This is a genomic window from Dyella kyungheensis, from assembly GCF_049913195.1.
GTDB classification, from domain to species: Bacteria; Pseudomonadota; Gammaproteobacteria; order Xanthomonadales; family Rhodanobacteraceae; genus Dyella; species Dyella kyungheensis.
The window spans coordinates 1,981,621-2,004,932 of record NZ_CP183983.1; the positions used below are offsets into that span (position 1 = coordinate 1,981,621).

Here is a 23,312-nt window from a genome sequence, read left to right on the forward strand (position 1 = left end):
GCATCCCATGACCCCCCTGATTTTCGTCACCGGCGGTGTGGTGTCCTCTCTTGGCAAGGGCATCGCCGCGGCGTCGCTGGCTTCCATCCTGGAAGCGCGTGGCCTCTCGGTCACCATGATGAAGCTGGATCCCTATATCAATGTGGATCCCGGCACCATGAGTCCCTTCCAGCACGGCGAGGTCTACGTGACCGACGATGGCGCCGAGACCGACCTGGACCTGGGTCACTACGAGCGCTTCGTCAACACCCGCCTGACTGGCAAGAACTCCATCACCACCGGCAAGATCTACGAATCGGTGATCCGCAAGGAGCGCCGCGGCGATTATCTGGGCGCCACCGTGCAGGTGATTCCGCATATCACCGACGAGATCAAGCACTGCATCCATGAGGCCACCCGCGGCTACGACGTGGCGATGGTCGAGATCGGCGGCACCGTGGGCGATATCGAGTCGCTGCCGTTCCTGGAGGCGATCCGCCAGCTGCGCATCGAGCACGGCCCGGAAAAGGTGATGTTCATGCACCTGACCCTGGTGCCGTACATCAAGGCCGCCGGCGAGATCAAAACCAAGCCCACCCAGCATTCGGTCAAGGAACTGCGCTCCATCGGTATCCAGCCGGACGTGCTGCTGTGCCGTTGCGAGCAGCCGCTGCCCGATGGCGAGCGCCGCAAGATCGCCTTGTTCACCAACGTGCCCGAGAACGCCGTGATCAGCGCGGCCGACGTGGACGTCATCTACAAGCAGCCCTTGTGGCTGCACAAGCAGGGCCTCGACGAGATCGTGGTCAAGCGCCTGGGCCTGCAGGTCGGTCCGGCGGACCTGTCCTCGTGGGTGCGTACCGTCGAGGCGGTGGAGCATCCCAAGGACGAGGTCACCGTGGCCATCGTCGGCAAGTACGTCGAGCACAAGGATGCCTATAAGTCCCTGGGCGAGGCCTTGCGCCACGGCGGCATCAAGCAGCTCACCCGCGTCAATCTCAACTGGGTTGATTCGGAGCAGGTCGAAGCCGAAGGCGCCGCCAAGGCGCTGGGCAGTGCCGATGCCATCCTGGTGCCGGGCGGCTTCGGCAAGCGCGGTTTCGAAGGCAAGGTACTGGCCGCCAAGTACGCCCGCGAGAAGGGCGTGCCGTATTTCGGCATCTGCTACGGCATGCATGCGGCGGTGGTGGACTTCGCCCGCAACGTGGCGGGCCTGACCGAAGCCGACTCCAGCGAAAACGACCGCAACAGCCCCGATCCGGTGATCGGCCTGATCACCGAGTGGACCACCGCCACGGGTGAAGTCGAGCAGCGCAGCGAGCGTTCGGACCTGGGCGGCACCATGCGCCTGGGCGCGCAGGAATGCCGCCTCAAGGCCGGCACGCTGGCGCGCGAGCTGTACGGCCAGGACGTGGTGCGCGAGCGCCATCGTCATCGTTATGAATTCAACAACCGCTACCGTCAGACCTTCGAAGACCTCGGCCTGGTGATCTCGGGCAAGTCGATGGACGATCTGCTGGTGGAAATCGTCGAGCTGCCGCAGCAGAAGCACCCGTGGTTCCTCGGCTGCCAGGCGCATCCGGAATTCACCTCGACCCCGCGCGACGGCCATCCGTTGTTTATCGGCTTCGTGCAGGCCGCTCGCGAGTTCAAGGCGGTGCGCGAAGGCGAGCGTCTCGCGAAGGAGTCTGTCGCATGAAGTTGTGTGGCTTCGAGGTCGGCCTGGACCAGCCGCTGTTCCTGATCGCCGGCCCCTGTGTGGTCGAGTCCGAGCAGCTGCAGATGGATACCGCCGGCAAGCTCAAGGAAATCACCGGCAAGCTCGGCATCAACTTCATCTTCAAGTCCAGCTTCGACAAGGCCAATCGCTCGTCGGGCAACAGCTTCCGCGGCCCCGGCCTGGAAGCGGGCCTGAAGATCCTCGGCGAAGTGAAGCGCCAGCTCGGCGTGCCCGTGCTCACCGACGTGCACGAATACACGCCGATGAACGAAGTGGCCGCCGTGGTCGACGTGCTGCAGACGCCGGCCTTCCTGTGCCGCCAGACCGACTTCATCCAGAACGTGGCGCGCGCCGGCAAGCCGGTGAACATCAAGAAGGGCCAGTTCCTCTCGCCGTGGGAGATGAAGAACGTGGCCGACAAGGCCAAGGCGGTCGGCAACAACGACATCATGGTGTGCGAGCGCGGCGCCAGCTTCGGCTACAACAACCTGGTGTCGGATATGCGCTCGCTCAGCGTGATGCGCGATACCGGCTGCCCGGTGGTGTTCGATGCCACCCACTCGGTGCAGTTGCCGGGCGGGCAGGGCACCAGTTCGGGCGGTCAGCGCGAATTCGTGCCGGTGCTGGCGCGTGCCGCGGTGGCGGTGGGCGTGGCCGGCCTGTTTGCCGAAACGCATCCCGATCCTTCCAAGGCGCTCAGCGACGGCCCCAACGCCTGGCCGCTGGACAAGATGGAAGCGCTGCTGGAAACCCTGCTCGAACTCGATCAGGTCACCAAGCGGCACACGTTCCTCGAACACACGCTCTGATTCGCTCTCGGGGGAGGCGATTGAAGCGCATCCCCCGCAAATCAGGCAGGATGTTTCCCCCTCGCTTCATTCACCTCGACAAGCTACGGACCCCATGAGCACCGAAATCACCCGCATCCACGCACGTGAAATCCTCGATTCCCGCGGCAACCCCACGCTTGAAGCGGAAGTGACCCTGGCCGGCGGCGGCTTTGGCCGCGCTGCCGTTCCTAGCGGTGCGTCGACGGGTTCGCGCGAAGCGGTGGAGCTACGCGACGGTGACAAGGCCCGCTACCTGGGCAAGGGCGTCAAGAACGCGGTCGGCAACGTCAACGGCGCCATCGCCAGCGCGCTGAAGGGCTTCGATGCCGCCAACCAGGGCGGTCTCGACGCCAAGCTGATCAACCTCGACGGCTCGCCGAACAAGGGCAAGCTGGGCGCCAACGCGATCCTCGGCGTTTCGATGGCTGCCGCGCATGCGGTCGCCGCGCAGAACCGCCAGCCGCTGTGGCAGTACCTCGCCAGCATCAACGGCACCACCGGCAAGCCGGGCTCGCTGCCGGTGCCGATGATGAACATCATCAACGGCGGTGCGCATGCCGACAACAATGTCGACGTGCAGGAATTCATGGTGCTGCCGGTGGGCCTGCCGACGTTTGCCGAAGCGCTGCGCGCCGGCACCGAAATCTTCCACGCGCTCAAGAGCGTGCTCAAGGGCAAGGGCCTGAACACGGCGGTGGGTGACGAAGGCGGCTTCGCGCCGGACCTGCGTTCGAACATCGAAGCGCTCGACACCATCCTCGAAGCGATCGGCAAGACCGGCTACAAGGTGGGCAGCGAGATCCTGCTCGGCCTCGACGTGGCGAGCTCGGAATTCTTCAAGGACGGCAAGTACGACCTGGAAGGCGAAGGCAAGGTCTACACGCCGGAACAGTGGGTCGACGTGCTGGCCAGCTGGGCCAAGCAGTACCCCATCGTCACCATCGAAGACGGCATGGGCGAGGGCGACTGGGACGGCTGGAAGCACCTGACCGACAAGCTCGGCCAGAACATCCAGCTGGTCGGCGACGATCTGTTCGTCACCAACCCGACCATCTTCCAGGAAGGCATCGACAAGAAGATCGCCAACGCCATCCTGATCAAGGTCAACCAGATCGGCACGCTGTCCGAAACGCTGGAAGCCATCGCCATGGCCGATAAGGCCAAGTACGCGGCGATCGTCTCGCATCGCTCGGGCGAGACGGAAGACACCACCATTTCCGATATCGCCGTGGCCACCACCGCGACCCAGATCAAGACCGGTTCGCTGTGCCGCACCGACCGCGTGGCCAAGTACAACCAGCTGCTGCGCATCGAAGAGGCGCTGGGCTCGGCCGCGCGTTATGCCGGTCGCGACGCGTTCCCGAACCTGGCCAAGCTGCCGGGCTGATAGGAGCGCACTCCGCCTATGCTGCGTTGGGTTGCCCTGATCCTGGTCCTCGTCCTGATCGCTCTGCAGGTAAAACTGTGGAGCGGCACGGGCGGCGTGCACGGCGTGGAAACGCTGCGCGCGGCGGTGAAGAAGCAGGGCGAGGACAACGACAAGCTGACCCAGCGCAACCAGGCGCTGGGCGCGGACGTGAGCGACCTCAAGCACGGCGAGCAAGCCGTGGAAGCACGCGCCCGCGCCGAGCTTGGCCTGATCAAGCCCGGCGAAACGTTCTACCAGGTGGTTGAAAAGCCGGGCGCCACGCAGGCGCCCGCGTCCGCCACCTCGACCAGCGGCAACCCATGAACGCGCCGCTCTGGTGCGTGGTGCCGGCGGCGGGGCACGGCACGCGTGTTGGTGGCAGCATCCCCAAGCAATACCTGCCGCTGGCCGGCCGGCCGCTGATCCTGCACACGCTGGAGCGGCTGGCGTCGCATCCCCGCATCGCGGGTCTGATGGTGGTGCTTGGCGACAATGATGCTCACTGGCCGGGTGCCGATCTTCTATACGGCAAGCCCGTGCTAACAACACTGGGCGGTGCGGAACGTTGCGACTCGGTACTGGCAGGCGTGCGCGCCTTGCCACCCGAGGTAAGCGACGACGGCTTCGTACTGGTGCATGACGCGGCGCGTCCCTGCGTGCGCGAAGGTGACATCACGCGTCTGCTCGATCTGGGCATGCCCGCGGGCGGCGGCCTGCTCGGCGCGCCACTGCGCGACACGCTCAAGCGCGCGGACGACGCGGGGCGCAGCGAAGTCACCGAACCACGCGATCATCGCTGGCGCGCCTTCACGCCGCAGATGTTCCGTCGCGGCGAACTCTCGGCCGCGCTGCAGGCGGCTTACGCTGCCGGCGTAACGGTGAGCGACGAGGCCATGGCGATGGAGCGCGCCGGTTTCGCGCCGCTGCTGGTCGAGGGCGCCGAAGACAATATCAAGGTCACCACGGCAACGGATTTCGCACTCGCGGAGTTCCTGTTGTCGCGTATGAAATAAGAGCCCACGAGGCTCCAAGGAGTACCCATGATGCGCATCGGACAGGGCTTCGACGTCCACACTTTCGGCGAAGGCGACCACGTGATGCTGGGCGGCGTGCGCGTGCCGCACACTCACGGCGTGGTCGCGCACTCCGATGGCGACGTGGTGATCCATGCGCTGTGCGATGCCATTTTCGGCGCGCTGGCGCTGGGCGACATCGGCCGGCATTTTCCGCCGAGCCAGGAACAATGGCGCAATGCCGACAGCCGCCTTTTTCTTCGCCATGCGGCCAAGCTGATGCGCGAGCAGGGTTATGCGCTCGGCAACGCGGACGTCACCGTGATCTGCGAAGCGCCCAAGGTCGGGCCCCATTCGCTGGCCATGCGCGAAGCGGTGGCCGACGAGCTGGGTTGCGAACTCGGCCGTATCAGCATCAAGGCCACCACCACCGAAAAGCTCGGTTTCACCGGGCGCGGCGAGGGCATCGCGGCGCAAGCCTGCGTGCTGCTGGTCCTGGCATGAGCGAGGTAGGAGGCCGCAGTTCGGCCTCGCGTCTCCACGATCAGCTGGAGAACATCGCCGAACTGTTGCGGCGGCTGCGCGGCCTTGGCCAGCTGCCGGAACCCGACAGCGACCAGGGTTTTCGCGAAGCGCAGGTCGAGCTGCAGCGACTGCTCGATGCGCTGCATCCGGCCGATATCGCTTATGTGCTCGAGGCGTTGCCCCTGGTCGATCGCCTGGCCGTCTGGCAGCGCGTGAAGGCCGATCGCGATGGCGAGATCCTGCTGGAAGTCTCCGATGCGGTGCGCGAGTCGCTGATCGCGGACATGGACGACCACGAGATCCTCGCGGCCGTCGAACCGCTGGATGCGGATGAACTGGCCGACCTGGTCGAGGACCTGCCCAGCGAAGTGCTGCCCGAACTCATGGCCAGCCTCGATGCGCAGCAACGCGAGCGCGTGCAGGCCGCGTTGTCGTATCCGGACGATCAGGTCGGCGCGCTGATGGATTTCGAGATGGTCACCATCCGCGACGACATCAGCCTGGAAACCGTGCTGCGCTACCTGCGCCGTTTCGACGAGCTGCCCGCGCAGACCGACAAGCTGTTCGTGATCAACCAGGACAACCTGCTCACCGGCGTGCTGCCGCTGAACTGGCTGCTGGTCACCTCGCCCGAGAAGCGCGTGAGCGAGGTGATGGCACCGGACGTCAACACGTTTCACCCCACCGACGACGCCTATGAAGTCGCCCAGGCCTTCGAACGCTACGACCTGGTCAGCGCGCCCGTGGTCGATGGCAACGGTCATCTCATAGGCCGCATCACCATCGATGCGATGGTCGACGTGCTGCGCGAAGAGAGCGAAAGCGAGGCCTTGAACCGCGGCGGTCTGCGCGAAGAGGAAGACGTGTTCGCCTCGGTGTGGAAGTCCATCCGCAACCGCTGGGCGTGGCTGGCGGTGAACCTGGTGACGGCGTTTATCGCCTCGCGCGTGATCGGCTTGTTCGAAGGTTCGATCCAGCACCTTGTGGCGCTTGCCACGCTGATGCCCATCGTTGCCGGCATTGGCGGCAACTCGGGCAATCAGACCATCACCATGATCGTGCGCGCACTCGCACTGGACCAGATCACGCCGGCCAGCGCGCGGCGTCTGTGGGGCAAGGAAATCGCGGTCGCCCTGATCAACGGCCTGGTGTGGGGCAGCGTGATTGGCGTGGTCGCCTGGCTGCTTTATGGCAATTTCCCGTTGGGCGTGGTGATGACCACCGCGATGACGCTCAACCTCGTGCTTGCCGCTTTCTGCGGCGTCGGCATCCCGCTGCTGATGATGCGCATGGGGCGCGATCCGGCACTGGGTTCGAGCGTGATGATCACCGCCATGACCGATTCCGGTGGCTTCTTCATCTTTCTCGGTCTCGCCACGCTGTTCCTGATGTAATGCGCGCCCGTGCTTTTCTTCTTTTTGTTGCCGGCCTCGCCGGTGGAGTCCCATGTCCGATCTCGAACTGCCCTACGCCTATGGCAACCCGCCGCTGACCGCCGTGCTGCGCAGCACGCCCGAAGATTTCCAGGTGGAGGAAATCCTCGGTTACGACGCCGATGGCAATGGCGAGCACGCGTTGCTGTGGGTGGAAAAGCGTGGCGCGAATACCGATTGGGTGGCACGCGAGCTGGCGAAGTTCGCCGGCATTCCGCCGCTCAACGTAGGTTATGCAGGGCTCAAGGACCGCCACGCGGTGACGCGCCAGACGTTTTCCGTGCAGCTCGCGGGCAAGCCCGATCCCGACTGGTCGGCGTTTCCCGCCGAGGGCGTGAAGGTGCTGGCGGCGACGCGTCATACGCGCAAGCTCAAACGCGGCGCACTGCGCGGCAATCGTTTCGTGCTGGTGCTGCGGCAGGTCGATGGGGATCGCGCGGTGGCCGATCAGATCCTCAAGCAGATCGCGCAGCGCGGCGTGCCGAACTATTTCGGCGAGCAGCGGTTTGGTCGCGAAGGCGGCAACGTGGCGCAGGCGCGCGCGATGTTTGCGGGTCGACGGGTGGATCGCGACAAGCGTCATTTTTTGTTGTCGGCTGCGCGTTCGCACATCTTCAACGCGGTACTGGCGGCACGCGTCGAACGCGACGCCTGGGATTCGCCGATGGACGGTGAGATCTGGTCGCTGGCCGGGTCGCGCTCGTGGTTTGGACCGGAGCCGTTCGACGCTACGTTGTCGCAGCGGTTGGCCACGGGGGATATTCATCCTTCGGGTCCGCTGTGGGGGCGTGGCGAAACGCCTGCTCAGGCAGAGGTGGCATCGCTTGAAAACGCCGTGGCCGCCGACAATGCCGATCTGGCCGATGGGCTGGTGGCGGCGAAGATGGATCAGGAGCGTCGCGCTCTGCGCATGATTCCGCAGAACCTTTCCTGGCGTTGGCTGGAGGAGGGCGCGCTGGAGTTGAGCTTTGAGTTGGCGGCGGGGGCGTATGCGACGACGGTGGTGAGGGAGTTGGCGGTTACGGGGTGATTTTCAGCTCGTCATCCCGGCGCAGGCTGGCAGCATTTCAGCTCGTCATTCCGGCGCAGGCTCGCAGCATTTCAGCTCGTCATTCCGGCGCAGGCCGGAATCCAGTAGCGGTATAACTCGGTTGTCGCGCTGCCACCGCTTTTGACCTGCCATGGGCTCGCAGGATCCAGAAACTAGTGCTTGTCTGTGGGAGTGCACCCTAGTGCGCGACAAGCCTGCGGAGCGGTAAACCCTGGCGTGGCCGTCGCGTACAGGGTGCGCTCCCACAGTTTCCAGTCGTATCCGGATCGCTGTCGACCGGCACACCAAAGCAGTCACAAACCTACCGCCCCTTCAACAGCACCACCACCGCCCCCGTCCCGCCCTGCATCGGCCTCGCCGACGCAAACGCCACCACATCATCGCGACGCCGCAGCATGCGATCGGTCAGCACCTTCAGCACCGGCCCGGCGGCGCGGGAGCGCAGGCCTTTGCCGTGCACGATGCGGACGCAGCGGATGCCGTTGTGTTTGGCTTCGGCGAGGAAATCGGAGATGCAGGCCTGCGCGGTGGCGGCGTTCATCTGGTGCAGGTCGATTTCGTCCTGGATGCTGTACTGGCCGCGTTTCAGTTGGCGCAGCAGCTTGGGTGAATAGCCGTCGCGCAGATAGCTCAGTTCCTCGCCCACTTCGAGCATGGACGGATCGAAGGCCATGTCGAGCAGCTCGCCCGGCACGGCGGCCTCGTCCGCTTCCAGCATGTGCGCCTGGGGCTCGGGTTTGGGCGCGGACGGGGTGGGTTCGACCGGATCGAAGGCACGCACCTGGTCGCCCAGGGCCTCCCGGAAGAGGCGGGCGTCATCGTCGGAGACCGGCGCGGGCGGGCGATGTTTCATGCCTCGAATCCTAATGCACGGGCGTCGCGTCCGTGTCGCGTCCCGGTTGAGCCGTCGACAACGAAACGGCCTGTGAAACGGGGCGCCGGCGGCAGCCCTTTCTGATGTGAAACCGCCGCCCCGGTCCGGTAGACTTCAGGCTTCACACGGCGTGCGCAGTTCCGTCCGCGCCGCCGCGACTGGCCTTGAACGGATCAACATGCGAGTTCTTGTTTCCAACGACGATGGCGTGGATGCACCGGGCATCCGCGTGCTCGCCGAACGCCTTGGCGCGGTCGGTCAGGTCACCGTAGTGGCGCCCGACCGCGATCGCTCCGGCGCCAGCAATTCCCTGACCCTGGATGCCCCCATCCGCGCCCTGCGAATGGACAACGGTTACTACCGCGTCGCTGGCACGCCCACCGACTGCGTCCATCTGGCGCTGGCCGGCATGCTCGACTACGAGCCGGACATGGTGGTGTCGGGCATCAACAACTCCGCCAACCTGGGCGACGACGTGATCTACTCCGGCACCGTTTCGGCGGCGATGGAAGGTCGTTTCCTGGGCTTGCCGGCGATTGCCGTGTCGCTGGTCACCAAGGATCACAAGGGCGAGCACTACGACTCCGCCGCCAATGCCGTGGTGTCGTTGATGCAGCAGCTGCTGGTCGATCCGCTGCCGGCGGACACCATCCTCAACGTCAACGTGCCCGACCTGCCGTGGGATCAGATCCGCGGCTTCGAAGTCACCCGTCTGGGCAAGCGTCACCGTTCCGAACCGTGCATCAAGCAGACCGATCCGCGCGGCAAGGAAATCTGGTGGATCGGCCCGTCGGGTGCCGTCGATGATGCCGGCCCGGGCACGGACTTCAATGCGGTGCATCGCGGCTATATTTCGGTCACGCCCATCCATGTCGACCTGACGCGCTTCCAGGCGCTGGAAAAGGTCAGCAGCTGGATCGGCGGCTTGAACAAGAGCGTGGCCGGCGGCAAGCCGGCTGATGAGGCAGCGTGAGGGCATGAACGTGCATCCTTTGCCGCCATCCGCACTGAAAGGCGAGGGCATGACCTCGCAGCGTGCGCGCGATCGTCTCGCCGTAAAGCTCAAGGAAGAAGGCATCCGCGATCAGCGTGTGATCGACGTGATCCGCAATACGCCACGCCACCATTTCATCGATCAGGCGCTGCATTCGCGCGCTTACGAAAACACCGCGCTGCCGATCGGCCACGGGCAGACCATCTCCCAGCCTTGGGTGGTGGCGCGCATGACCGAAGCGCTGCTGGAGCGTCCCGACGGTAAGCAGGGCGTGCCGCAGAAGGTGCTGGAGATCGGCACAGGCTCGGGTTATCAGGCCGTGGTACTGGCGCAGATCGTGCCGCAGGTGTTCACCGTCGAGCGCATCGAGGAGTTGCTGCGCCAGGCGCGCCGCCGCTTCCGCCAGCTCGGCCTCAACAACATCCGCTCGCGGCATGACGATGGCAAGCTCGGTTGGCCCGACGAGGCGCCGTTCGACGCGATCATTCTTACCGCCGCCGGCGATGCGATTCCGCACGCCGTGCTCGACCAGCTCAGCCCCACCGGCGTGCTGGTCGCTCCGGTCGGTTCGCCCAGCAACCAGACCCTGATCCGCATGCGCGGCGACGGGCAGGGCGATTTCATCCAGGAAGAACTGGCCGCCGTCAGTTTCGTGCCGCTGCTGGGCGGCATCGGCTGATGCGCTCACAAGGAAACGTTTAAGCATGCGTCTGTTCGGACCGCTTTACGCGCGTGCACTCACGTGGGCGCGCCACCCCAGGGCTGTGTATTACTTGTGCGGCCTGAGTTTCGTCGAGGCTTTCATCTTCCCGATCATGCCGGAAGTGATGCTGGCGCCGATGATGCTCGGCAAGCGCCACAAGGCGTTTTTCTACGCCAACATCAGCCTGCTGTTTTCGCTGCTGGGTTCGCTGGTGGGTTATGCGCTGGGCCATTGGGCCTTCCATGCGCTATCGCCGCTGCTCGACAGCCTGCACCTGCTGGCTCCGATCGAAAAGGGCGTGGACAACCTGCGCCTGCAGATGAACCAGCATTGGCTGGGTCTGTTGCTGGTGCTCGCGCTGGCCGCCTTGCAGCCGGTGGTGCCGATGAAGTTCGTCACCTGGGCCTCGGGCATCGTCGGCGTGCCGGTGATTCCGTTCCTGGTCTGCATGGCGGTGGGCCGTGGCAAGCGTGTGTGGCTGCTGGCCTTGTTGATCCGCATTTTTGGCGAGCGTGCCGAACGCATCCTGCACAAGCACATCGAGCGCATTGGCTGGGCGGCGCTGGTGATTCTGGCCGGCCTTTTGGTCTGGTGGCTGCTGTCGCGCTGAACGCCGGCCGGCAACGGCATGCGTCCCTCGGAGTCGTACGCATGAAAATGACGCGGCGCCTCGTTATGCTGCTCCCATGAATGGATACCTCCGGTCACTGACCCTGACCACCGTCGTCCTGCTGGCCGCTTGCGGCACCCAGCGCACCGTTGTCGTCGAACCCGCGTCCAGCGGGTCGACGTCGCGCGTCGTCGCGCCAGCCACGCGACCCATGCCGGGCGGCACCTACAAAGTTGCCAAGGGCGACACGCTCTACTCGATTGCCTTCCGCAACGGCGTGGATTTCCGCGACCTGGCGAACTGGAACCACATCGACTCGCCTTACACGATCTGGCCCGGACAGGAGTTGAAACTGTCCTCTCCAGACGGCAGACCTCCGGCGGCAGCGGCCGTGCATCCCGCACCGGTGGTGGCGACGATCAAACCCGCTCCACCCACTGCCCATGTCGTGACTCCTGCGCCGGAACCTCAGCAGGGCTTTCAACCGGCGTCTGCCTCCACCGCCAATGCCGCCGTAGTAGCGGCTGCACCGGCCGCAACGGCACCTGCCCATGCGTCGACGCTCGCACCGGCTGCCAGTACCACTCCCGTGGTTCCTGTCGCTGGTGCACCCGCTGCCACGGCGGCCAACACGCCGCCGCCCGCGCCGCCGGTACCGGCAGCGCCGGGGGCCACGCGCAGCAATGGTGGCGTGAACTGGCGCTGGCCGGCCGATGGCCAGCTCATCAAGCGCTTCCAGTCGGGCGATGCCATCCCGGGCATCGAGATCGCCGGCAAGTCAGGCGACGCGGTGCGCGCGGCAGCCGATGGCGTGGTCGTGTACAGCGGCAACGGGCTGGTGGGCTACGGCGAACTGGTCATCGTCAAGCACAACGACAGCTACCTGTCGGCCTATGGCCACAACAGCAAGCGCCTGGTGAAGGAAGGCCAGCGCGTCACGGCGGGCCAGCAGATCGCGGAAATGGGTTCGACCGGCGCATCGCGCGACGAGTTGCAGTTCCAGATCCGCAAGGACGGCAATCCGGTGGATCCGCTGGGCTATCTGCCGTCGAAGTAACGTGTGGGAGCGCACCCTGTGCGCGATGGCCTCAGGCCTTGAGGCTGGAGCAGTCGCGCACAGGGTGCGCTCCCACAATTTTCCGGCTAGGCCTAGGCGGGCAGGATGAACGCTGCCACCACGCGCCGGCTCTCACCGGCCAGCAAGTCGTAGGTACGGGCAGCGGCCGCGTTGTCCATCACTTCCACGCCGACTCCCTTGCGCAGCAGGCCAGCCATGAAGGCCTGGGCCGGGAAGACCTGGCGTTCGCCGGTACCCAGCAGCACCACTTCGGGCTTCAAGGCGAGGATGGCCTCGATATGGCCGGCGTCGAGTTCGATGGCGGCGGTCACCGGCCAGTTTTCCACCAGCTGGCCGGGCGACAGCAGGAAGCTGCTGCTGAATTCGCGATCGACCACGGTAATGCTGCGAGCGCCGACCCGGCGGATGAACAGGTAACCCTCGGGGCGGTCGAGCGACAGATCCATCGCGGTGGCCCTTAGCGGGGCAGGGCGAGCTTGGGCTCGTCCTCGTTGCGACGGAACAGCACCACGATATGGCCGATCTGCTGCACGTTCTCGGACTGCGTGCCTTCGGTCAGGAAGTCGATCTGCTGCTGGCGCTCTTCCTTGTCGCCGCCCGACAGCTTCACCTTGACCAGCTCGTGTTGGCTCAACGCGAGGTCCAGTTCCTTGCGCACGGCCTCGGTCGCGCCCTTGGCACCCAGCAGGATGACGGCGCTCAGGTCATGCGCAAGGCTGCGCAGGTAGCGGCGCTGCGAAGGGGAAAGTGCCATGCGTTCAGTCTCGGATTCACTGCGATAGGACCGGTAAGGGTATCATGCGGCCATCTCCCCCGTATCTGTGGCTCTGCCGACCTATGGCTCGCAGCAAAAGTAGTTCCCGCTGGCTGCGGGAACACTTCGATGACGTTTATGTGAAGAAAGCGCAGGCTGAAGGCCTGAGGTCGCGTGCCGTCTTCAAACTGGAAGAGCTGATCGACAAGGATCGCCTGCTCAAGCCCAATATGCGCGTGGTCGACCTGGGCGCCGCCCCGGGCGGCTGGTCGCAGCTGGTGCGCCAGCGGCTGGGCGATACCGGCCATGTGGTGGCCATGGACATCCTGCCCATGCAGGGCATCGGGGGCGTGGACTTCCTGCAGGGCGATTTCCGCGAGGAATCGGTGCTGCGCGAGCTGGAAAGCCGCCTGCAAGGCCAGCAGGTCGATCTTGTGCTGTCTGATATGGCCCCCAATATGAGTGGTGTGGCCCTGTCGGATCAGATCCGGGCAATGGACCTGGCCGAGCTGGCGCTGGATTTCAGCCGCCAGTGGCTCAAGCCCGGCGGCTCGTTTCTGATCAAATTGTTCCAGGGCACAGGTTTTGACGACTACATCCGCAGCTTGCGCGCAGACTTCACCCGCGTAACGATGCGTAAACCCAAGGCCTCCCGCGCACGTTCGCGGGAGGTGTATGCATTGGCCGTGGGGCGAAAGATCCACGGCGGGCAATCCGGCGAGAACCGTGCATGAATGAAATGGCGAAAAACCTGCTGCTCTGGCTGATCATCGCGGTGGTCCTGCTCACCGTGTTCCAGAGCTTCAACCCGCATGGCGCCTCCTCGTCGGACCTGCCTTACAGCAGCTTCGTGCAGAGCGTCGACAACGGGAACGTGGCCTCGGCCAACATCAGTGCCGACCAGCCGGCCGCCATCAGCGGCAAGCTGAAGGATGGCAGCTCGTTCCGCACCGTCGCGCCGGTCCTGGGCTGGTCCACCAACGGGGTGGTCAAGCAGATGCAGGACAAGGGCGTGGAGGTCCGCCAGGAGCCGTCCAACAACGGCTTCTCGCTGCTCGGCCTGCTGCTCAACTGGCTGCCCATCATCCTGATCGTCGGCGTGTTCATCTGGTTCATGCGCCAGATGCAGGCCGGTGCCGGTGGTCGCGGCGCCATGAGCTTCGGCCGTTCGCGCGCCAAGCTGCAGGGCGAGGATCAGATCAAGGTCAACTTCAGCGACGTCGCCGGTTGCGATGAAGCGAAGGAAGAAGTCGGCGAGCTGGTCGAGTTCCTGCGCGATCCGGGCAAGTTCCAGAAGCTGGGCGGCAAGATTCCGCGCGGCGTGCTGATGGTCGGCCCCCCGGGTACCGGCAAGACGCTGCTGGCCAAGGCCATTGCCGGCGAAGCGAAGGTGCCGTTCTTCTCGATCTCCGGCTCGGACTTCGTTGAAATGTTCGTAGGCGTCGGCGCCAGCCGCGTGCGCGACATGTTCGAGCAGGCCAAGAAGCACGCGCCGTGCATCATCTTCATCGACGAAATCGACGCCGTCGGCCGCCATCGCGGCGCCGGTCTCGGCGGCGGCCATGACGAGCGCGAGCAAACGCTCAACCAGCTGCTGGTGGAAATGGACGGTTTCGAGGGCACCGAAGGTGTCATCGTGATCGCCGCCACCAACCGTCCCGACGTGCTCGATCCGGCGCTGCTGCGCCCGGGTCGCTTCGACCGCCAGGTCGTGGTGGGCCTGCCGGACGTGAAGGGCCGTGAGCAGATCCTCAAGGTCCACATGCGTCGCGTGCCGACCGCGGCGGACGTCGATGCGATGACGATTGCCCGCGGCACGCCCGGCTTCTCCGGCGCCGATCTGGCCAACCTGGTGAACGAGGCTGCGTTGTTCGCCGCCCGCGAGAACGCCCGCGACGTGCGCATGAGCCACCTGGACAAGGCGCGCGACAAGATCCTGATGGGTGCCGAGCGCCGCTCGATGGCGATGAGCGAAGACGAGAAGAAGTTGACCGCGTATCACGAAGCCGGTCATGCCATCGTCGGTCGCCTGGTGCCCGAGCACGATCCGGTCTACAAGGTCACCATCATCCCGCGCGGTCGCGCGCTGGGCGTGACGATGTACCTGCCGGAAGGCGACAAGTACAGCATGAACCGGGTGGCGATCGAATCGCAGCTGTGCTCGCTGTACGGCGGTCGCGTGGCCGAGGCGTTGATCTTCGGCGAAGACAAGGTGACCACCGGCGCATCCAACGATATCGAGCGCGCCACCAAGATGGCTCGCAACATGGCCACCAAGTGGGGCCTGTCCGATGTGCTCGGTCCGGTGACCTACGGCGAGGACGAGGACGAAGTGTTCCTGGGCCGCGCGGTGACGCAGCACAAGAACGTCTCCAATGAAACCGCGAGCAAGATCGACGAGGAAGTGCGTGCCATCCTCGACCGCAACTACGCCCGCACCAAACAGCTGCTGACCGACAACATCGACAAGCTGCACGTGATGGCCGATGCGCTGCTGCAGTACGAGACCATCGATGCGCGTCAGATCGACGACATCATGGCCGGCCGCGTGCCGGGTCCGCCGGCGGACTGGTCGAAGAACTCCAGCACCGGTTCCACGCCGCCGCCTCCGCCGCCGCGTGGCGACACGGGCGCCAAGGTGGGCGATCCGGCCACGCAGAGCCGTATCGCGGATCGCTGATCGCGGTTTGCATGCTTCGAAGAAAGGCGGCCCTGGGGCCGCCTTTTTTTGTGGGCTAACCGGGCATGTAGACGAGCGCAGCAGGTACGCGTCATTCAGCGCGATGGGTGTCTCAACGAGGCGGGTTCAGCGCGTTCCTTTGTGGGAACGCACTCGTGCGCGACGCAGCGTTGGGATGTATCGCTCCGTCGGCTTGTCGCGCACAAGTGCGCTCCCACAAAGTTATGTGTGTTTTTTGCCTGCAAGGTGTAGCCGAAAGAGCGGCAGAAGGCTAAAATAAGCGGCTCGAGTGAAGTGCACTCATCGCCGAACGTGAAGATTTCCACACGGCAATGAAAAAAAACTGAAAAAAAGAGTTGACGCACTGCCCTCGAATCTGAATAATTCCGCTTCTCGCTTCGGCGCTTTCCACTTCGGTGGTTAAGCGACAAGGCAAAGGTTAAAAACGCGCCCGTAGCTCAGTTGGATAGAGTACCAGGCTACGAACTTGGTGGTCGGGAGTTCGAATCTCTCCGGGCGCGCCATTTGACAGCAAGGTGTGATGTTCGCATCACGGTTTGCACCGCAAGGCAGTGAATCGCCAAACGGGCCGGACATAACGTTGGAAGTTCGGCGTGCTTTGATACGGATTGACTAGGCTAGGCGTCACCCGTAGCATTTCAAAGCTTCAGCCCGAACAGGTTGAAGGTTTCGAAATCGGGGTATAGCTCAGCCTGGTAGAGCGCCAGCTTTGGGAGCTGGATGTCGGGGGTTCGAATCCCTCTGCCCCGACCATGCAGATGCTATTGCACCATGTGCACAAGCGCCTGTAGCTCAACCGGATAGAGCATCGGCCTTCTAAGCCGACGGTTGCAGGTTCGATTCCTGTCGGGCGCGCCAGTTCAAGTTTTGCGGTGGATGTAGCTCAGCTGGTTAGAGCATCGGATTGTGATTCCGAGGGTCGTGGGTTCGAGTCCCATCTTCCACCCCAGTTGACCAGTAAGTACAAACAGTTTCAGGGCCGTTAGCTCAGTTGGTAGAGCAGTTGACTCTTAATCAATTGGTCGAAAGTTCGAATCTTTCACGGCCCACCAATAAAAACAAAGGCTTAGCTTCGGCTAAGCCTTTGCCGTTTTAGGGCTGGGTCGCACCTGAGTCGCTAGCCGCGAGTACGGTACTGCACCCGGCCCGACGTGTACACGTCGAACTTCATGGCGACCTTGACCGCCTGGCGCGCGTCAGCACCCATGGCCATGGCACCCAGTGCGAAGTCGCTGCCGCTGCCAATTGCCCAGTGCCGGCGCGGCAACTTCATCGGTGATGCACTGCCCGAGAACCAGATGGCCGGGCCACGGGGCGGCACGATCACCAGATCCGATTCGCTTAAGGACGTGGGCTGCTGGTCCGGGTCCATGCCGTTCTCGATCCAGCGGAACCATGGCGCGAGCTCCGGCAACGAGCCGGCGCCGGCCGCCGCAAACCCTTGAGCGTTACTGACCAACTTCACCGATGTGCCGCGGCAGTTGCCCACCGTCACCTGGGAGTCACAGGCCAGGGTCTTGCCGTCCCATGCCACGGTGGTCATGCGCGTGTCTCCACGGTCTGCTTGCGTTCCCAATCGAGCAACGCCTCGATCGGATAAAGGACTCGGCTTCCGAACTTTCGAAACGGTGGACCCTTCCGTTTGTTCCGCCAGTGCGCCAACGTCTCGGCGGACCTCAGGCGCAGGCGATCGCGCACTTCTTCGGGTGTGAGGTATTCGGGCGCGGTCATGTGTCGTCTCCGAACAGTTCCGGGTCACCGATGAACGTGGCCATCAAGGCGCGCGCGTCGGCAAGGGGCGGCATGTTGTAGTGGTAGGTGGCGTCACCTTCGGCGGCTTTGCCACTCTTCTCCTTGGTCCAGCCGGGCACGGCCGCAGCCATCGCGCGGTTGAATTGTGTGGCCGTCAAACCCCACGAACGCACACCGCGACTTTGGTTGTGGCGCTTGAGCGCATCCTGCAAACGGTTGGTGGGAATGCGTGAGGGCCATTCCCCGGCGAAATCGCCACCAAGGATCTGGCCTTCCTGCAGGCAATCCATCCACCACTGATGAATGGGCGACAGGCTTTCCACCTTCTGCTGGGCCAGGCCTCGGGTCTTGGGTGCGTCGTTGACATCGATCGCGGAGATGTCGAAGTTCAGGAGATAGTCCAGCAGCAGGCCATAGCCTTCACCGCCGTTGGCTTCCATACCCAGACGCATCTCTTCGAAGAAGCCGCGGCGCTGCATGTCGTCTTCGCCCACGTCGAATACCGCATACCGGCGTTCGTCCTGGGACGCCGGCACCAGCCAGTCCTCGTTGCCGATGATCACCACACGCGTCAGGTTGTCCACCTGATAGGGCTCCATGCCCTTGCGCTCGATCATGTGCTTGGCGCCAGTGATGATGCCCTTGAGCTTGCCCTCGACCTTCTTGCCACCGGCCCAACTGGCCTCATCCAACGCCAACAGCAGGCACGCTTCCAGATGGCTGTTGAAGTTGCCCACCAGGTAACGGTCGTCGTCGGCCACCACCATGTTGCGGGAGAACAAGGCGCCCACACGTTCAACCACGGCGTTCTTGCCGGTGCCCTTCTTGCCCTTGAGCACGAGTGCGACCAGGGGTTTCTCGTATGGCCGCTGGACCAGGTGTGCCATGTAGCCGATGAACCACTGGGCCAGATCGGCATCGCCGCGCGCGATGTTCCGATGCACGTGATCGATCCACGCCTGCACGGCTTTGCCGGCGCGCGGACTCGGGCCGTTGGGTTGGGGCTTGTACTGGTAGTCGAAGCCACGCCACAGGTTGTACCAGCGGCGATCCACGGACTTGCCGGGCGCGAATACCAATCCGTCGTAGGTGCGCCGGCGCGGGTTGGCCATCCACACCTGGGTGAGCTTCTCCGTCTTCTTGCCGACGGTGATCTCTCGGGAGGCGTAGTACGTGTGGAACGTGCCTTCCTTGATATGCTCGACGATGGGGTTGCCCTTGAAGTCCGTGGTCTCGCGGAGCATGTGATGGCCGCCGCCAGTGAGCACGAGCGCCCATTCTTGATTGAGCTCGTCATACGGGTGCAGCTTGCCGGTGCCGTCCGCGGTTGGCGTCGAGTCTGGTACAGGTTCGAACGCAGCCTCCGGTGCGTCAGCACCGGGTTGGCTGGTCATGTACTTGGCGGCGTGCGCGATCTTCTGCTGCAGGCGATCAGGCGCCCAGCCACAGCCAAACTCCCAGATCTCCGAGAGCATCAGGTCAAGCGTCTGCTCCTTGGTCGCGCCCAGCGCCAGGCACTGCGCGGCCACGCGGTACGCGCACTGGTCGCCGCCTGCGCCCTTGACCGAACGTTCGGCCGTGGTCAGGTACTCGGCCGCACGCTTGTACGCACGAGCCGAATCGATGCCCGCTTTCGGCTCACGGCTGGCGCTGCGGGCGCGCGGCGCGCCGCACGCATCGATCAACCATTGCGGTGCCGGCTCTGGCGCAGCCGGGCGATCGACGAAGTATTCGCCCGCCTCGACCACAGAGCCCGGCGCCACGATGTAGCCACCGTGACTGCGGATATCTAGCCCGTCGCCCAGGACATCCACGCCCTGCTTAACAGGTACAGGAACGCGGTAAACAATATGGCGCCCCTTGGTGGGGGTGGCATTCTCAAGCGTCGGGAGAAAATCTTTCCCCTCCAACTCCAAAGCAAGGAGACTTCGAAACCCATCTTTCTTGCCCTCCCCATGGTTGGGTGAGTCGACGTCGACCACGAGCAGGGCTTCACCGTCCCCGAACTTGGACGTGGCGATGCCCCAGTTGGCATGCGGATATTTGCGCGCCCAGCGTTCGATACGCGCGGTATCGCGCGTGGCTTGGCCGGTGTAGTTGCTGATCTGCGGCAACTTCCCGCGGGCCTGCAACGGGAAGACGTGGAAGCCCTGGGCCGCCAGCGACAGTGCGTCAGCGACACTCATTTCTGATTGCCTCGTGCGGCGAGGCAAACGAGGATGGCGCCGACGAGTTGCGAGAGCCACACCAGACACAGCCATAACATCGGGTTGTAAATCATGCGTTGCCCCACTGTTTCGCCATGGCAGCAGCGATGCCTTCGAACGTGCGGCTGCGTTCCTTCCAGCGATTGGGACCGGGCGGCATCTTGTGGACACGCGCTTCGCGTCCCTCAACCACGTTGGTAGGCGTCAGCTTCGGCAGGTTCTTCAGCCACAAACAGGTGGCCTTGGTCTCGCCGTGGCCGTACTGCCACGGCTGGATCACCTGGTCGGGTTTGCGGACGCGACTGGAAATAACCGAGATGGGATTCTCCAACGCGATGCGCGAGACCGGCGCGTCAAGCAGACGCCGCACAAAGTCCAGCGCCTCATCCTGGACGCCGCTCGCTTTCTTGGCAGCGAAGTGGCGGGCGCCGCTGACGGCCAGATGCGTACACGGAGGGTGCGCGATCATCAGATCCCATCCTTGGTCGATGACACCGAAGACATCGCCTTGGTGATGCGGGCCTTCCACTTCGGTCGGCAACAGGTCGCACGACATGGCGTCGTGTCCGAGAGCGAGGAAGGCGTCGCGAACCCGGCCGCTGTATTCACAGGCGACGAGGACACGCATCACTCGCGCTCCGCGGCGGCAAGCTTGCGCTCTTCCTTCTCCCAGTCGTCGCAGCACGCCTTGTTGCACCAGCGCAGGCCGTCAACCAACGGCGCGCCGCAGTTGTGGCATTCGCCAATCGGCAGCGGACCCGTCGGTTTCCGAAAGCTCAACGCTGCGGTGATCATGCTTTCCGTCTCGGCCGCGGCGCGGTCCAGCGGGTCAGCGATACGGTCGTTATCAGGAATGCTCATGGTCTTCCCCTACGAAATGTGGAACCCCTTACGGGGGTGAGTCGGTGGATTCCCGGCCGGGAGAGGGTCACGTCGGTCGCGTTGCCGCGCCTCGATCGCCGCCACAACGTGGCAAAAGCCGTGTCCACTGGTTCCGTTCACACACGGTTTCCTGGTGCTAGGCCTGCTCAATCTTTTCTGTACCGCTGGCCCTGCCAGCCTGTGGCGGCAACCGGAAGTCCTGTTGCCCAGTGAGGTACATTTGACATCACTGTTGCGATTTCGTCAACACTTATTTCGTGAAGATTGCACTCGCAAACGATTTCGTCATGCACGTGCATCACTACCGGTGCGCCGAGGGTTTCGACCGCCCGCATGCCGGCCACCAGGATGTCGCGCGCCACGGCCTGGGTGACGTTCTCGGCCAGGGATCCGCCGTAGGTATCGCAGCGTTCCCACTTGCGCGTGACGCCGTTGACAGCCATGTACGTGAGTGCCGGCACAACCGCGCCCCGGGGCGTCTCTTTATTGCGGATCTGGGGATACGGGTAGCAGAGCACGCGCTTGGACGGCAGCTGACACCATAGGAAGGATCCGGCCACCTTGAAGGCGATGTCGCGCACCTTCTGGACACCGCCCTCCTGCACCGCGCGGATGGCTGCAGCTTCCAGGTCGCGCCAGAACTTAACCACCTGGGGATGCGCGCCGCGCCAGGCGACCTTCAGTTCGTCTGCCCGCTCGTCGGATACAACCACGCCGTAGCCGCGGGCCATCTTCTGGAACGCGCCCACGCCGCCACCGTAGCCGAGGGCCAGCTCCATGACCTTGCCCACCTGGCGGAACGGCTTGGCCGCCTCAAGACTGCAGCGGAAGCCCTTGGCGTAAGCCAGAAGGTATAGGTCCGCACCCGTGCCGGCGTCGTAGTCGCGGAAGGCTTGAAGCTTCCACTCTTCGCCGGCCAACCACGCGAGCACGCGGCCTTCGATGTTGGAGTAGTCACAACAGACCAGTTCCTTGCCCGGCCCAGCCACGATCATGCCGCGCATGCAGTCGGCCGTCAGCGGCATTGGGTCACCGTAGAACACGCGCAAGTATTCGGGTTGCCCGAAGTGCGCGATCACGTCCTCGATGTCGTCCTGATCGTGCAGGAGGGTAGGGCGGGGGAAGTTGTGCGGCTGTGGCCCGCGCCCGGCCCACCGGCCCGTGGCCGCGCCGTGGTACTGGAACAAGCCACGCATGCGGCCATCGGGTCCGGCGCGGTCACGCATCGCCACCAGCTTGGCCGTGGACGACTTGGCCGCCTCTTGGCGGAGCATCAAAGCTGTTCGGCATTCATCTACTAAATCGTCTCGATTTAGTAGTTCGCTGACATCAGCCTTGGCAATACCAGGGGTGTCCACGCCCTTGTACCGTAACCACGCCGTGAGCTGGCGCACGTCTGTGCAGCCGGCCACTACGTTGCCCGTGGTCTTACGCATGGCCTCGTCGAGCCGAATCTTCTCGGCGGTAACCAGATCGATGGCTGCATCGATTGATGCGCGATCGACCTGGATGCCACGCGCGTTGATGGTCTGGTCGAGGTGCCAGAGGGATTGTTCGTCGGCCGAGAGTTCGACCATGCGCTTGTGCAGCGCGCGCTCGACCTCGACGTCCTGCTTGCAGTAGTCGTAGAGGGTTTGGAGCTTGACCGGATCATCCCACCAGACGTGCTCGATGTAGCCTGTAGCACCGTCGTGTTCGGGCAGGTGTTGGACGACCTTGCGCGGCTTAGCCAACTGCATCATCACGCGCGAGCCCTTGGCGTCCTTGCGTTGCTCAATACCGAGTGCGGCCGCCGCGCCATCCAGGCTACCGGGCAAGCCCATGGCGTAGGCCATGGCCATGGTGCAGCGGACCTGCTTGGGATCGAGCCTCGGCCAACAGTCCGGCATGACCGCGTTCCATATCGCCAGTTCGAACGCCGCGTTGTGCGCGTACACCAAGCCGCCGCTCTGGATATACTTGATGATTAGGACTCGGCTGGCGGTCATCCGCTCCAAACTGGGCTCACTCTCGCCCACTATCGTCACCGGACCGTCGCCAAAGGCGTAGGCCATACACCAGATGGCCGTCGACGGATCACACGCGTAGTTGTCCAAGCCGACGACTTTCAAGTCTGCGGCGCTGCGCGTTTCGAAGTCGATGTGCAGGGGTTCCATCACATCTCCAAGTAAAAAGGCGCCCCGAAGGGCGCCAGGGGAATCAATCGAACACGCCGCCACCGGACTTGCCACTTTCGCCACCGCCGTCGCTGACGGCTTCGAAAACATCAGACGCATTGCGCGTCGCACTACCAAATGACTCACCATCACGCAGCTTTTGCACGTGATTGAGGTACAGGGCTACACCGGTGTTGCCCTTGTGGTCGTACGCGGACGCGTTGACCTGGGCACGGGCGTAGCAGCCGCCGTAGAAATCGGCGTCGTCGATGATGTCTTCGTTCTTGGCGTCGACCAGGCCCGGCTTCTTGGTCGACTTCATGTTGATGAAGATCGCGCCGGCTTCGTAACCATCCGGCAAGTATTCGTTGTCGTCGTCATCGGTCTTGGCACGTTCGGCCTGATCACGGAACGGGCTGCGCAGGTTCTTCGGCCACTTCTTTTGGTCCGTGCCCCACTTCTTCTCGGCAGCGGCCTTCACCGCAGCCTTGAGCTTGGCCAGGTCCGCGCCCTTGGTGAACAGCGCGGTCAAGCTGTACTCGTCACGCCCGTTCAGGTCGTTGCGCTCGGGGCGGAACACCTTGGGGTAGGAGACGCGGAACTCGGGGGTGATCACTTGGGTATCGGTCATATCGGTTTGCT

24 protein-coding genes and 5 tRNA genes are annotated in these 23,312 nt (G+C 64.1%); 19 read left to right on the plus strand and 10 right to left on the minus strand.

What is annotated here, in order from left to right; genetic code table 11:
- The first annotated feature begins 7 nt into the window (after nt 1-7).
- From ACN9MB_RS08805 to truD, 8 genes are all read left to right on the plus strand, one after another.
- Nucleotides 8-1,678: a CTP synthase gene (locus tag ACN9MB_RS08805; protein ID WP_204635618.1), complete on the plus strand. Its 1,671-nt coding sequence runs from the start codon at nt 8-10 to the stop codon at nt 1,676-1,678.
- Nucleotides 1,675-2,508, plus strand: coding sequence for a 3-deoxy-8-phosphooctulonate synthase (gene kdsA, locus ACN9MB_RS08810; protein ID WP_204635619.1), 834 nt, complete (start codon nt 1,675-1,677; stop codon nt 2,506-2,508). The genes ACN9MB_RS08805 and kdsA overlap by 4 nt, the downstream gene beginning before the upstream one ends.
- A 94-nt stretch (nt 2,509-2,602) precedes the next feature.
- Nucleotides 2,603-3,916 (plus strand): phosphopyruvate hydratase, encoded by a 1,314-nt coding sequence (gene eno / locus ACN9MB_RS08815; RefSeq protein ID WP_426271527.1) that lies wholly within the window; start codon nt 2,603-2,605, stop codon nt 3,914-3,916.
- 18 nt (nt 3,917-3,934) lie between these two features.
- Nucleotides 3,935-4,261, plus strand: coding sequence for a cell division protein FtsB (ftsB, locus tag ACN9MB_RS08820; protein ID WP_426271528.1), 327 nt, complete (start codon nt 3,935-3,937; stop codon nt 4,259-4,261).
- The gene (gene ispD / locus ACN9MB_RS08825; RefSeq protein WP_426271529.1) at nt 4,258-4,950 is read left to right on the plus strand and encodes a 2-C-methyl-D-erythritol 4-phosphate cytidylyltransferase; all 693 of its coding nucleotides are present in this window, start codon (nt 4,258-4,260) and stop codon (nt 4,948-4,950) included. The genes ftsB and ispD overlap by 4 nt, the downstream gene beginning before the upstream one ends.
- A gap of 30 nt (nt 4,951-4,980) precedes the next feature.
- Complete coding sequence (ispF, locus tag ACN9MB_RS08830; protein ID WP_275586789.1) at nt 4,981-5,454, plus strand: 2-C-methyl-D-erythritol 2,4-cyclodiphosphate synthase; 474 nt, start codon at nt 4,981-4,983, stop codon at nt 5,452-5,454.
- Nucleotides 5,451-6,869 carry a magnesium transporter gene (gene mgtE / locus ACN9MB_RS08835; RefSeq protein ID WP_204635624.1) on the plus strand — a complete coding sequence of 473 codons (1,419 nt, stop codon included), beginning with the start codon at nt 5,451-5,453 and terminating at the stop codon, nt 6,867-6,869. Before ispF ends, mgtE begins: the two co-directional genes overlap by 4 nt.
- 52 nt (nt 6,870-6,921) lie before the next feature.
- Entirely contained in the window at nt 6,922-7,938 is a 1,017-nt protein-coding gene (gene truD, locus ACN9MB_RS08840; protein ID WP_426271530.1) for a tRNA pseudouridine(13) synthase TruD, read from the plus strand.
- A 322-nt stretch (nt 7,939-8,260) separates the two neighbouring features.
- On the opposite strand, the gene ACN9MB_RS08845 is transcribed toward truD, so the two are convergent.
- Nucleotides 8,261-8,812, minus strand: coding sequence for a Smr/MutS family protein (locus tag ACN9MB_RS08845; protein ID WP_426271531.1), 552 nt, complete (start codon nt 8,810-8,812; stop codon nt 8,261-8,263).
- Nucleotides 8,813-9,011: 199 nt separating this feature from the next.
- Here ACN9MB_RS08845 and surE point away from each other — a divergent pair, with 199 nt between their 5' ends.
- The 4 genes from surE (at nt 9,012) to ACN9MB_RS08865 (ending at nt 12,197) form a co-directional block, all read left to right on the plus strand.
- Complete coding sequence (surE, locus tag ACN9MB_RS08850; protein WP_204635627.1) at nt 9,012-9,806, plus strand: 5'/3'-nucleotidase SurE; 795 nt, start codon at nt 9,012-9,014, stop codon at nt 9,804-9,806.
- 4 nt (nt 9,807-9,810) lie between these two features.
- Nucleotides 9,811-10,506, plus strand: coding sequence for a protein-L-isoaspartate(D-aspartate) O-methyltransferase (locus tag ACN9MB_RS08855; RefSeq protein ID WP_082121017.1), 696 nt, complete (start codon nt 9,811-9,813; stop codon nt 10,504-10,506).
- 25 nt (nt 10,507-10,531) lie between these two features.
- Nucleotides 10,532-11,140, plus strand: a complete 609-nt coding sequence (locus tag ACN9MB_RS08860; RefSeq protein ID WP_426271532.1) for a YqaA family protein — start codon at nt 10,532-10,534, stop codon at nt 11,138-11,140.
- 76 nt (nt 11,141-11,216) lie between these two features.
- Nucleotides 11,217-12,197 (plus strand): peptidoglycan DD-metalloendopeptidase family protein, encoded by a 981-nt coding sequence (locus ACN9MB_RS08865; protein ID WP_426271533.1) that lies wholly within the window; start codon nt 11,217-11,219, stop codon nt 12,195-12,197.
- A 92-nt stretch (nt 12,198-12,289) separates the two neighbouring features.
- Here ACN9MB_RS08865 and ACN9MB_RS08870 read toward each other — a convergent pair whose 3' ends face one another.
- Together ACN9MB_RS08870 and yhbY are read right to left on the minus strand one after the other, a co-directional pair.
- Nucleotides 12,290-12,664 (minus strand): Mth938-like domain-containing protein, encoded by a 375-nt coding sequence (locus ACN9MB_RS08870; RefSeq protein WP_426271534.1) that lies wholly within the window; start codon nt 12,662-12,664, stop codon nt 12,290-12,292.
- A gap of 11 nt (nt 12,665-12,675) precedes the next feature.
- Complete coding sequence (gene yhbY, locus ACN9MB_RS08875; RefSeq protein ID WP_204635630.1) at nt 12,676-12,972, minus strand: ribosome assembly RNA-binding protein YhbY; 297 nt, start codon at nt 12,970-12,972, stop codon at nt 12,676-12,678.
- Nucleotides 12,973-13,055: 83 nt separating this feature from the next.
- On the opposite strand from yhbY, the gene rlmE reads away from it, so the two are divergent.
- From rlmE to ACN9MB_RS08910, 7 genes are all read left to right on the plus strand, one after another.
- Nucleotides 13,056-13,706 (plus strand): 23S rRNA (uridine(2552)-2'-O)-methyltransferase RlmE, encoded by a 651-nt coding sequence (gene rlmE / locus ACN9MB_RS08880; protein ID WP_426271902.1) that lies wholly within the window; start codon nt 13,056-13,058, stop codon nt 13,704-13,706.
- A complete protein-coding gene (ftsH, locus tag ACN9MB_RS08885) occupies nt 13,703-15,652 on the plus strand; it encodes an ATP-dependent zinc metalloprotease FtsH (protein WP_204635632.1) in 1,950 nt (649 codons plus the stop codon). Before rlmE ends, ftsH begins: the two co-directional genes overlap by 4 nt.
- A 447-nt stretch (nt 15,653-16,099) precedes the next feature.
- Nucleotides 16,100-16,176, plus strand: a tRNA-Arg gene (locus ACN9MB_RS08890).
- Nucleotides 16,177-16,349: 173 nt separating this feature from the next.
- Nucleotides 16,350-16,426 (plus strand) — tRNA-Pro (locus tag ACN9MB_RS08895).
- 28 nt (nt 16,427-16,454) lie between these two features.
- Nucleotides 16,455-16,531 (plus strand) — tRNA-Arg (locus ACN9MB_RS08900).
- A gap of 14 nt (nt 16,532-16,545) precedes the next feature.
- A tRNA-His gene (locus ACN9MB_RS08905) sits at nt 16,546-16,622 on the plus strand.
- 27 nt (nt 16,623-16,649) lie between these two features.
- Nucleotides 16,650-16,725 (plus strand) — tRNA-Lys (locus tag ACN9MB_RS08910).
- Nucleotides 16,726-16,790: 65 nt separating this feature from the next.
- Here ACN9MB_RS08910 and ACN9MB_RS08915 read toward each other — a convergent pair.
- From ACN9MB_RS08915 to ACN9MB_RS08945, 7 genes are all read right to left on the minus strand, one after another.
- On the minus strand, nt 16,791-17,216 hold the full coding sequence (locus tag ACN9MB_RS08915; RefSeq protein ID WP_426271535.1) for a hypothetical protein: 426 nt from the start codon (nt 17,214-17,216) through the stop codon (nt 16,791-16,793).
- The gene (locus ACN9MB_RS08920; RefSeq protein ID WP_426271536.1) at nt 17,213-17,404 is read right to left on the minus strand and encodes a helix-turn-helix domain-containing protein; all 192 of its coding nucleotides are present in this window, start codon (nt 17,402-17,404) and stop codon (nt 17,213-17,215) included. The genes ACN9MB_RS08915 and ACN9MB_RS08920 overlap by 4 nt, the downstream gene beginning before the upstream one ends.
- Nucleotides 17,401-19,611 (minus strand): bifunctional DNA primase/polymerase, encoded by a 2,211-nt coding sequence (locus ACN9MB_RS08925; protein WP_426271537.1) that lies wholly within the window; start codon nt 19,609-19,611, stop codon nt 17,401-17,403. The genes ACN9MB_RS08920 and ACN9MB_RS08925 overlap by 4 nt, the downstream gene beginning before the upstream one ends.
- Before the next feature lie 91 nt (nt 19,612-19,702).
- Entirely contained in the window at nt 19,703-20,260 is a 558-nt protein-coding gene (locus ACN9MB_RS08930) for a hypothetical protein (RefSeq protein ID WP_426271538.1), read from the minus strand.
- A complete protein-coding gene (locus ACN9MB_RS08935; protein ID WP_426271539.1) occupies nt 20,260-20,493 on the minus strand; it encodes a hypothetical protein in 234 nt (77 codons plus the stop codon). Before ACN9MB_RS08935 ends, ACN9MB_RS08930 begins: the two co-directional genes overlap by 1 nt.
- A 167-nt stretch (nt 20,494-20,660) precedes the next feature.
- Nucleotides 20,661-22,670 carry a DNA polymerase gene (locus tag ACN9MB_RS08940; RefSeq protein ID WP_426271540.1) on the minus strand — a complete coding sequence of 670 codons (2,010 nt, stop codon included), beginning with the start codon at nt 22,668-22,670 and terminating at the stop codon, nt 20,661-20,663.
- A 43-nt stretch (nt 22,671-22,713) separates the two neighbouring features.
- On the minus strand, nt 22,714-23,301 hold the full coding sequence (locus tag ACN9MB_RS08945; protein WP_426271541.1) for an ssDNA-binding protein: 588 nt from the start codon (nt 23,299-23,301) through the stop codon (nt 22,714-22,716).
- Nucleotides 23,302-23,312: the final 11 nt, after the last annotated feature.

Coding starts and splice junctions, on each gene's coding strand:
- ACN9MB_RS08805 (WP_204635618.1), top strand. CDS start 8: ATGACCCCCCTGATTTTCGTCACCGGCGGTGTGGTGTCCTCTCTTGGC.
- kdsA (WP_204635619.1), top strand. CDS start 1,675: ATGAAGTTGTGTGGCTTCGAGGTCGGCCTGGACCAGCCGCTGTTCCTG.
- eno (WP_426271527.1), top strand. CDS start 2,603: ATGAGCACCGAAATCACCCGCATCCACGCACGTGAAATCCTCGATTCC.
- ftsB (WP_426271528.1), top strand. CDS start 3,935: ATGCTGCGTTGGGTTGCCCTGATCCTGGTCCTCGTCCTGATCGCTCTG.
- ispD (WP_426271529.1), top strand. CDS start 4,258: ATGAACGCGCCGCTCTGGTGCGTGGTGCCGGCGGCGGGGCACGGCACG.
- ispF (WP_275586789.1), top strand. CDS start 4,981: ATGCGCATCGGACAGGGCTTCGACGTCCACACTTTCGGCGAAGGCGAC.
- mgtE (WP_204635624.1), top strand. CDS start 5,451: ATGAGCGAGGTAGGAGGCCGCAGTTCGGCCTCGCGTCTCCACGATCAG.
- truD (WP_426271530.1), top strand. CDS start 6,922: ATGTCCGATCTCGAACTGCCCTACGCCTATGGCAACCCGCCGCTGACC.
- ACN9MB_RS08845 (WP_426271531.1), bottom strand. CDS start 8,812: ATGAAACATCGCCCGCCCGCGCCGGTCTCCGACGATGACGCCCGCCTC.
- surE (WP_204635627.1), top strand. CDS start 9,012: ATGCGAGTTCTTGTTTCCAACGACGATGGCGTGGATGCACCGGGCATC.
- ACN9MB_RS08855 (WP_082121017.1), top strand. CDS start 9,811: ATGAACGTGCATCCTTTGCCGCCATCCGCACTGAAAGGCGAGGGCATG.
- ACN9MB_RS08860 (WP_426271532.1), top strand. CDS start 10,532: ATGCGTCTGTTCGGACCGCTTTACGCGCGTGCACTCACGTGGGCGCGC.
- ACN9MB_RS08865 (WP_426271533.1), top strand. CDS start 11,217: ATGAATGGATACCTCCGGTCACTGACCCTGACCACCGTCGTCCTGCTG.
- ACN9MB_RS08870 (WP_426271534.1), bottom strand. CDS start 12,664: ATGGATCTGTCGCTCGACCGCCCCGAGGGTTACCTGTTCATCCGCCGG.
- yhbY (WP_204635630.1), bottom strand. CDS start 12,972: ATGGCACTTTCCCCTTCGCAGCGCCGCTACCTGCGCAGCCTTGCGCAT.
- rlmE (WP_426271902.1), top strand. CDS start 13,056: ATGGCTCGCAGCAAAAGTAGTTCCCGCTGGCTGCGGGAACACTTCGAT.
- ftsH (WP_204635632.1), top strand. CDS start 13,703: ATGAATGAAATGGCGAAAAACCTGCTGCTCTGGCTGATCATCGCGGTG.
- ACN9MB_RS08915 (WP_426271535.1), bottom strand. CDS start 17,216: ATGACCACCGTGGCATGGGACGGCAAGACCCTGGCCTGTGACTCCCAG.
- ACN9MB_RS08920 (WP_426271536.1), bottom strand. CDS start 17,404: ATGACCGCGCCCGAATACCTCACACCCGAAGAAGTGCGCGATCGCCTG.
- ACN9MB_RS08925 (WP_426271537.1), bottom strand. CDS start 19,611: ATGAGTGTCGCTGACGCACTGTCGCTGGCGGCCCAGGGCTTCCACGTC.
- ACN9MB_RS08930 (WP_426271538.1), bottom strand. CDS start 20,260: ATGCGTGTCCTCGTCGCCTGTGAATACAGCGGCCGGGTTCGCGACGCC.
- ACN9MB_RS08935 (WP_426271539.1), bottom strand. CDS start 20,493: ATGAGCATTCCTGATAACGACCGTATCGCTGACCCGCTGGACCGCGCC.
- ACN9MB_RS08940 (WP_426271540.1), bottom strand. CDS start 22,670: ATGGAACCCCTGCACATCGACTTCGAAACGCGCAGCGCCGCAGACTTG.
- ACN9MB_RS08945 (WP_426271541.1), bottom strand. CDS start 23,301: ATGACCGATACCCAAGTGATCACCCCCGAGTTCCGCGTCTCCTACCCC.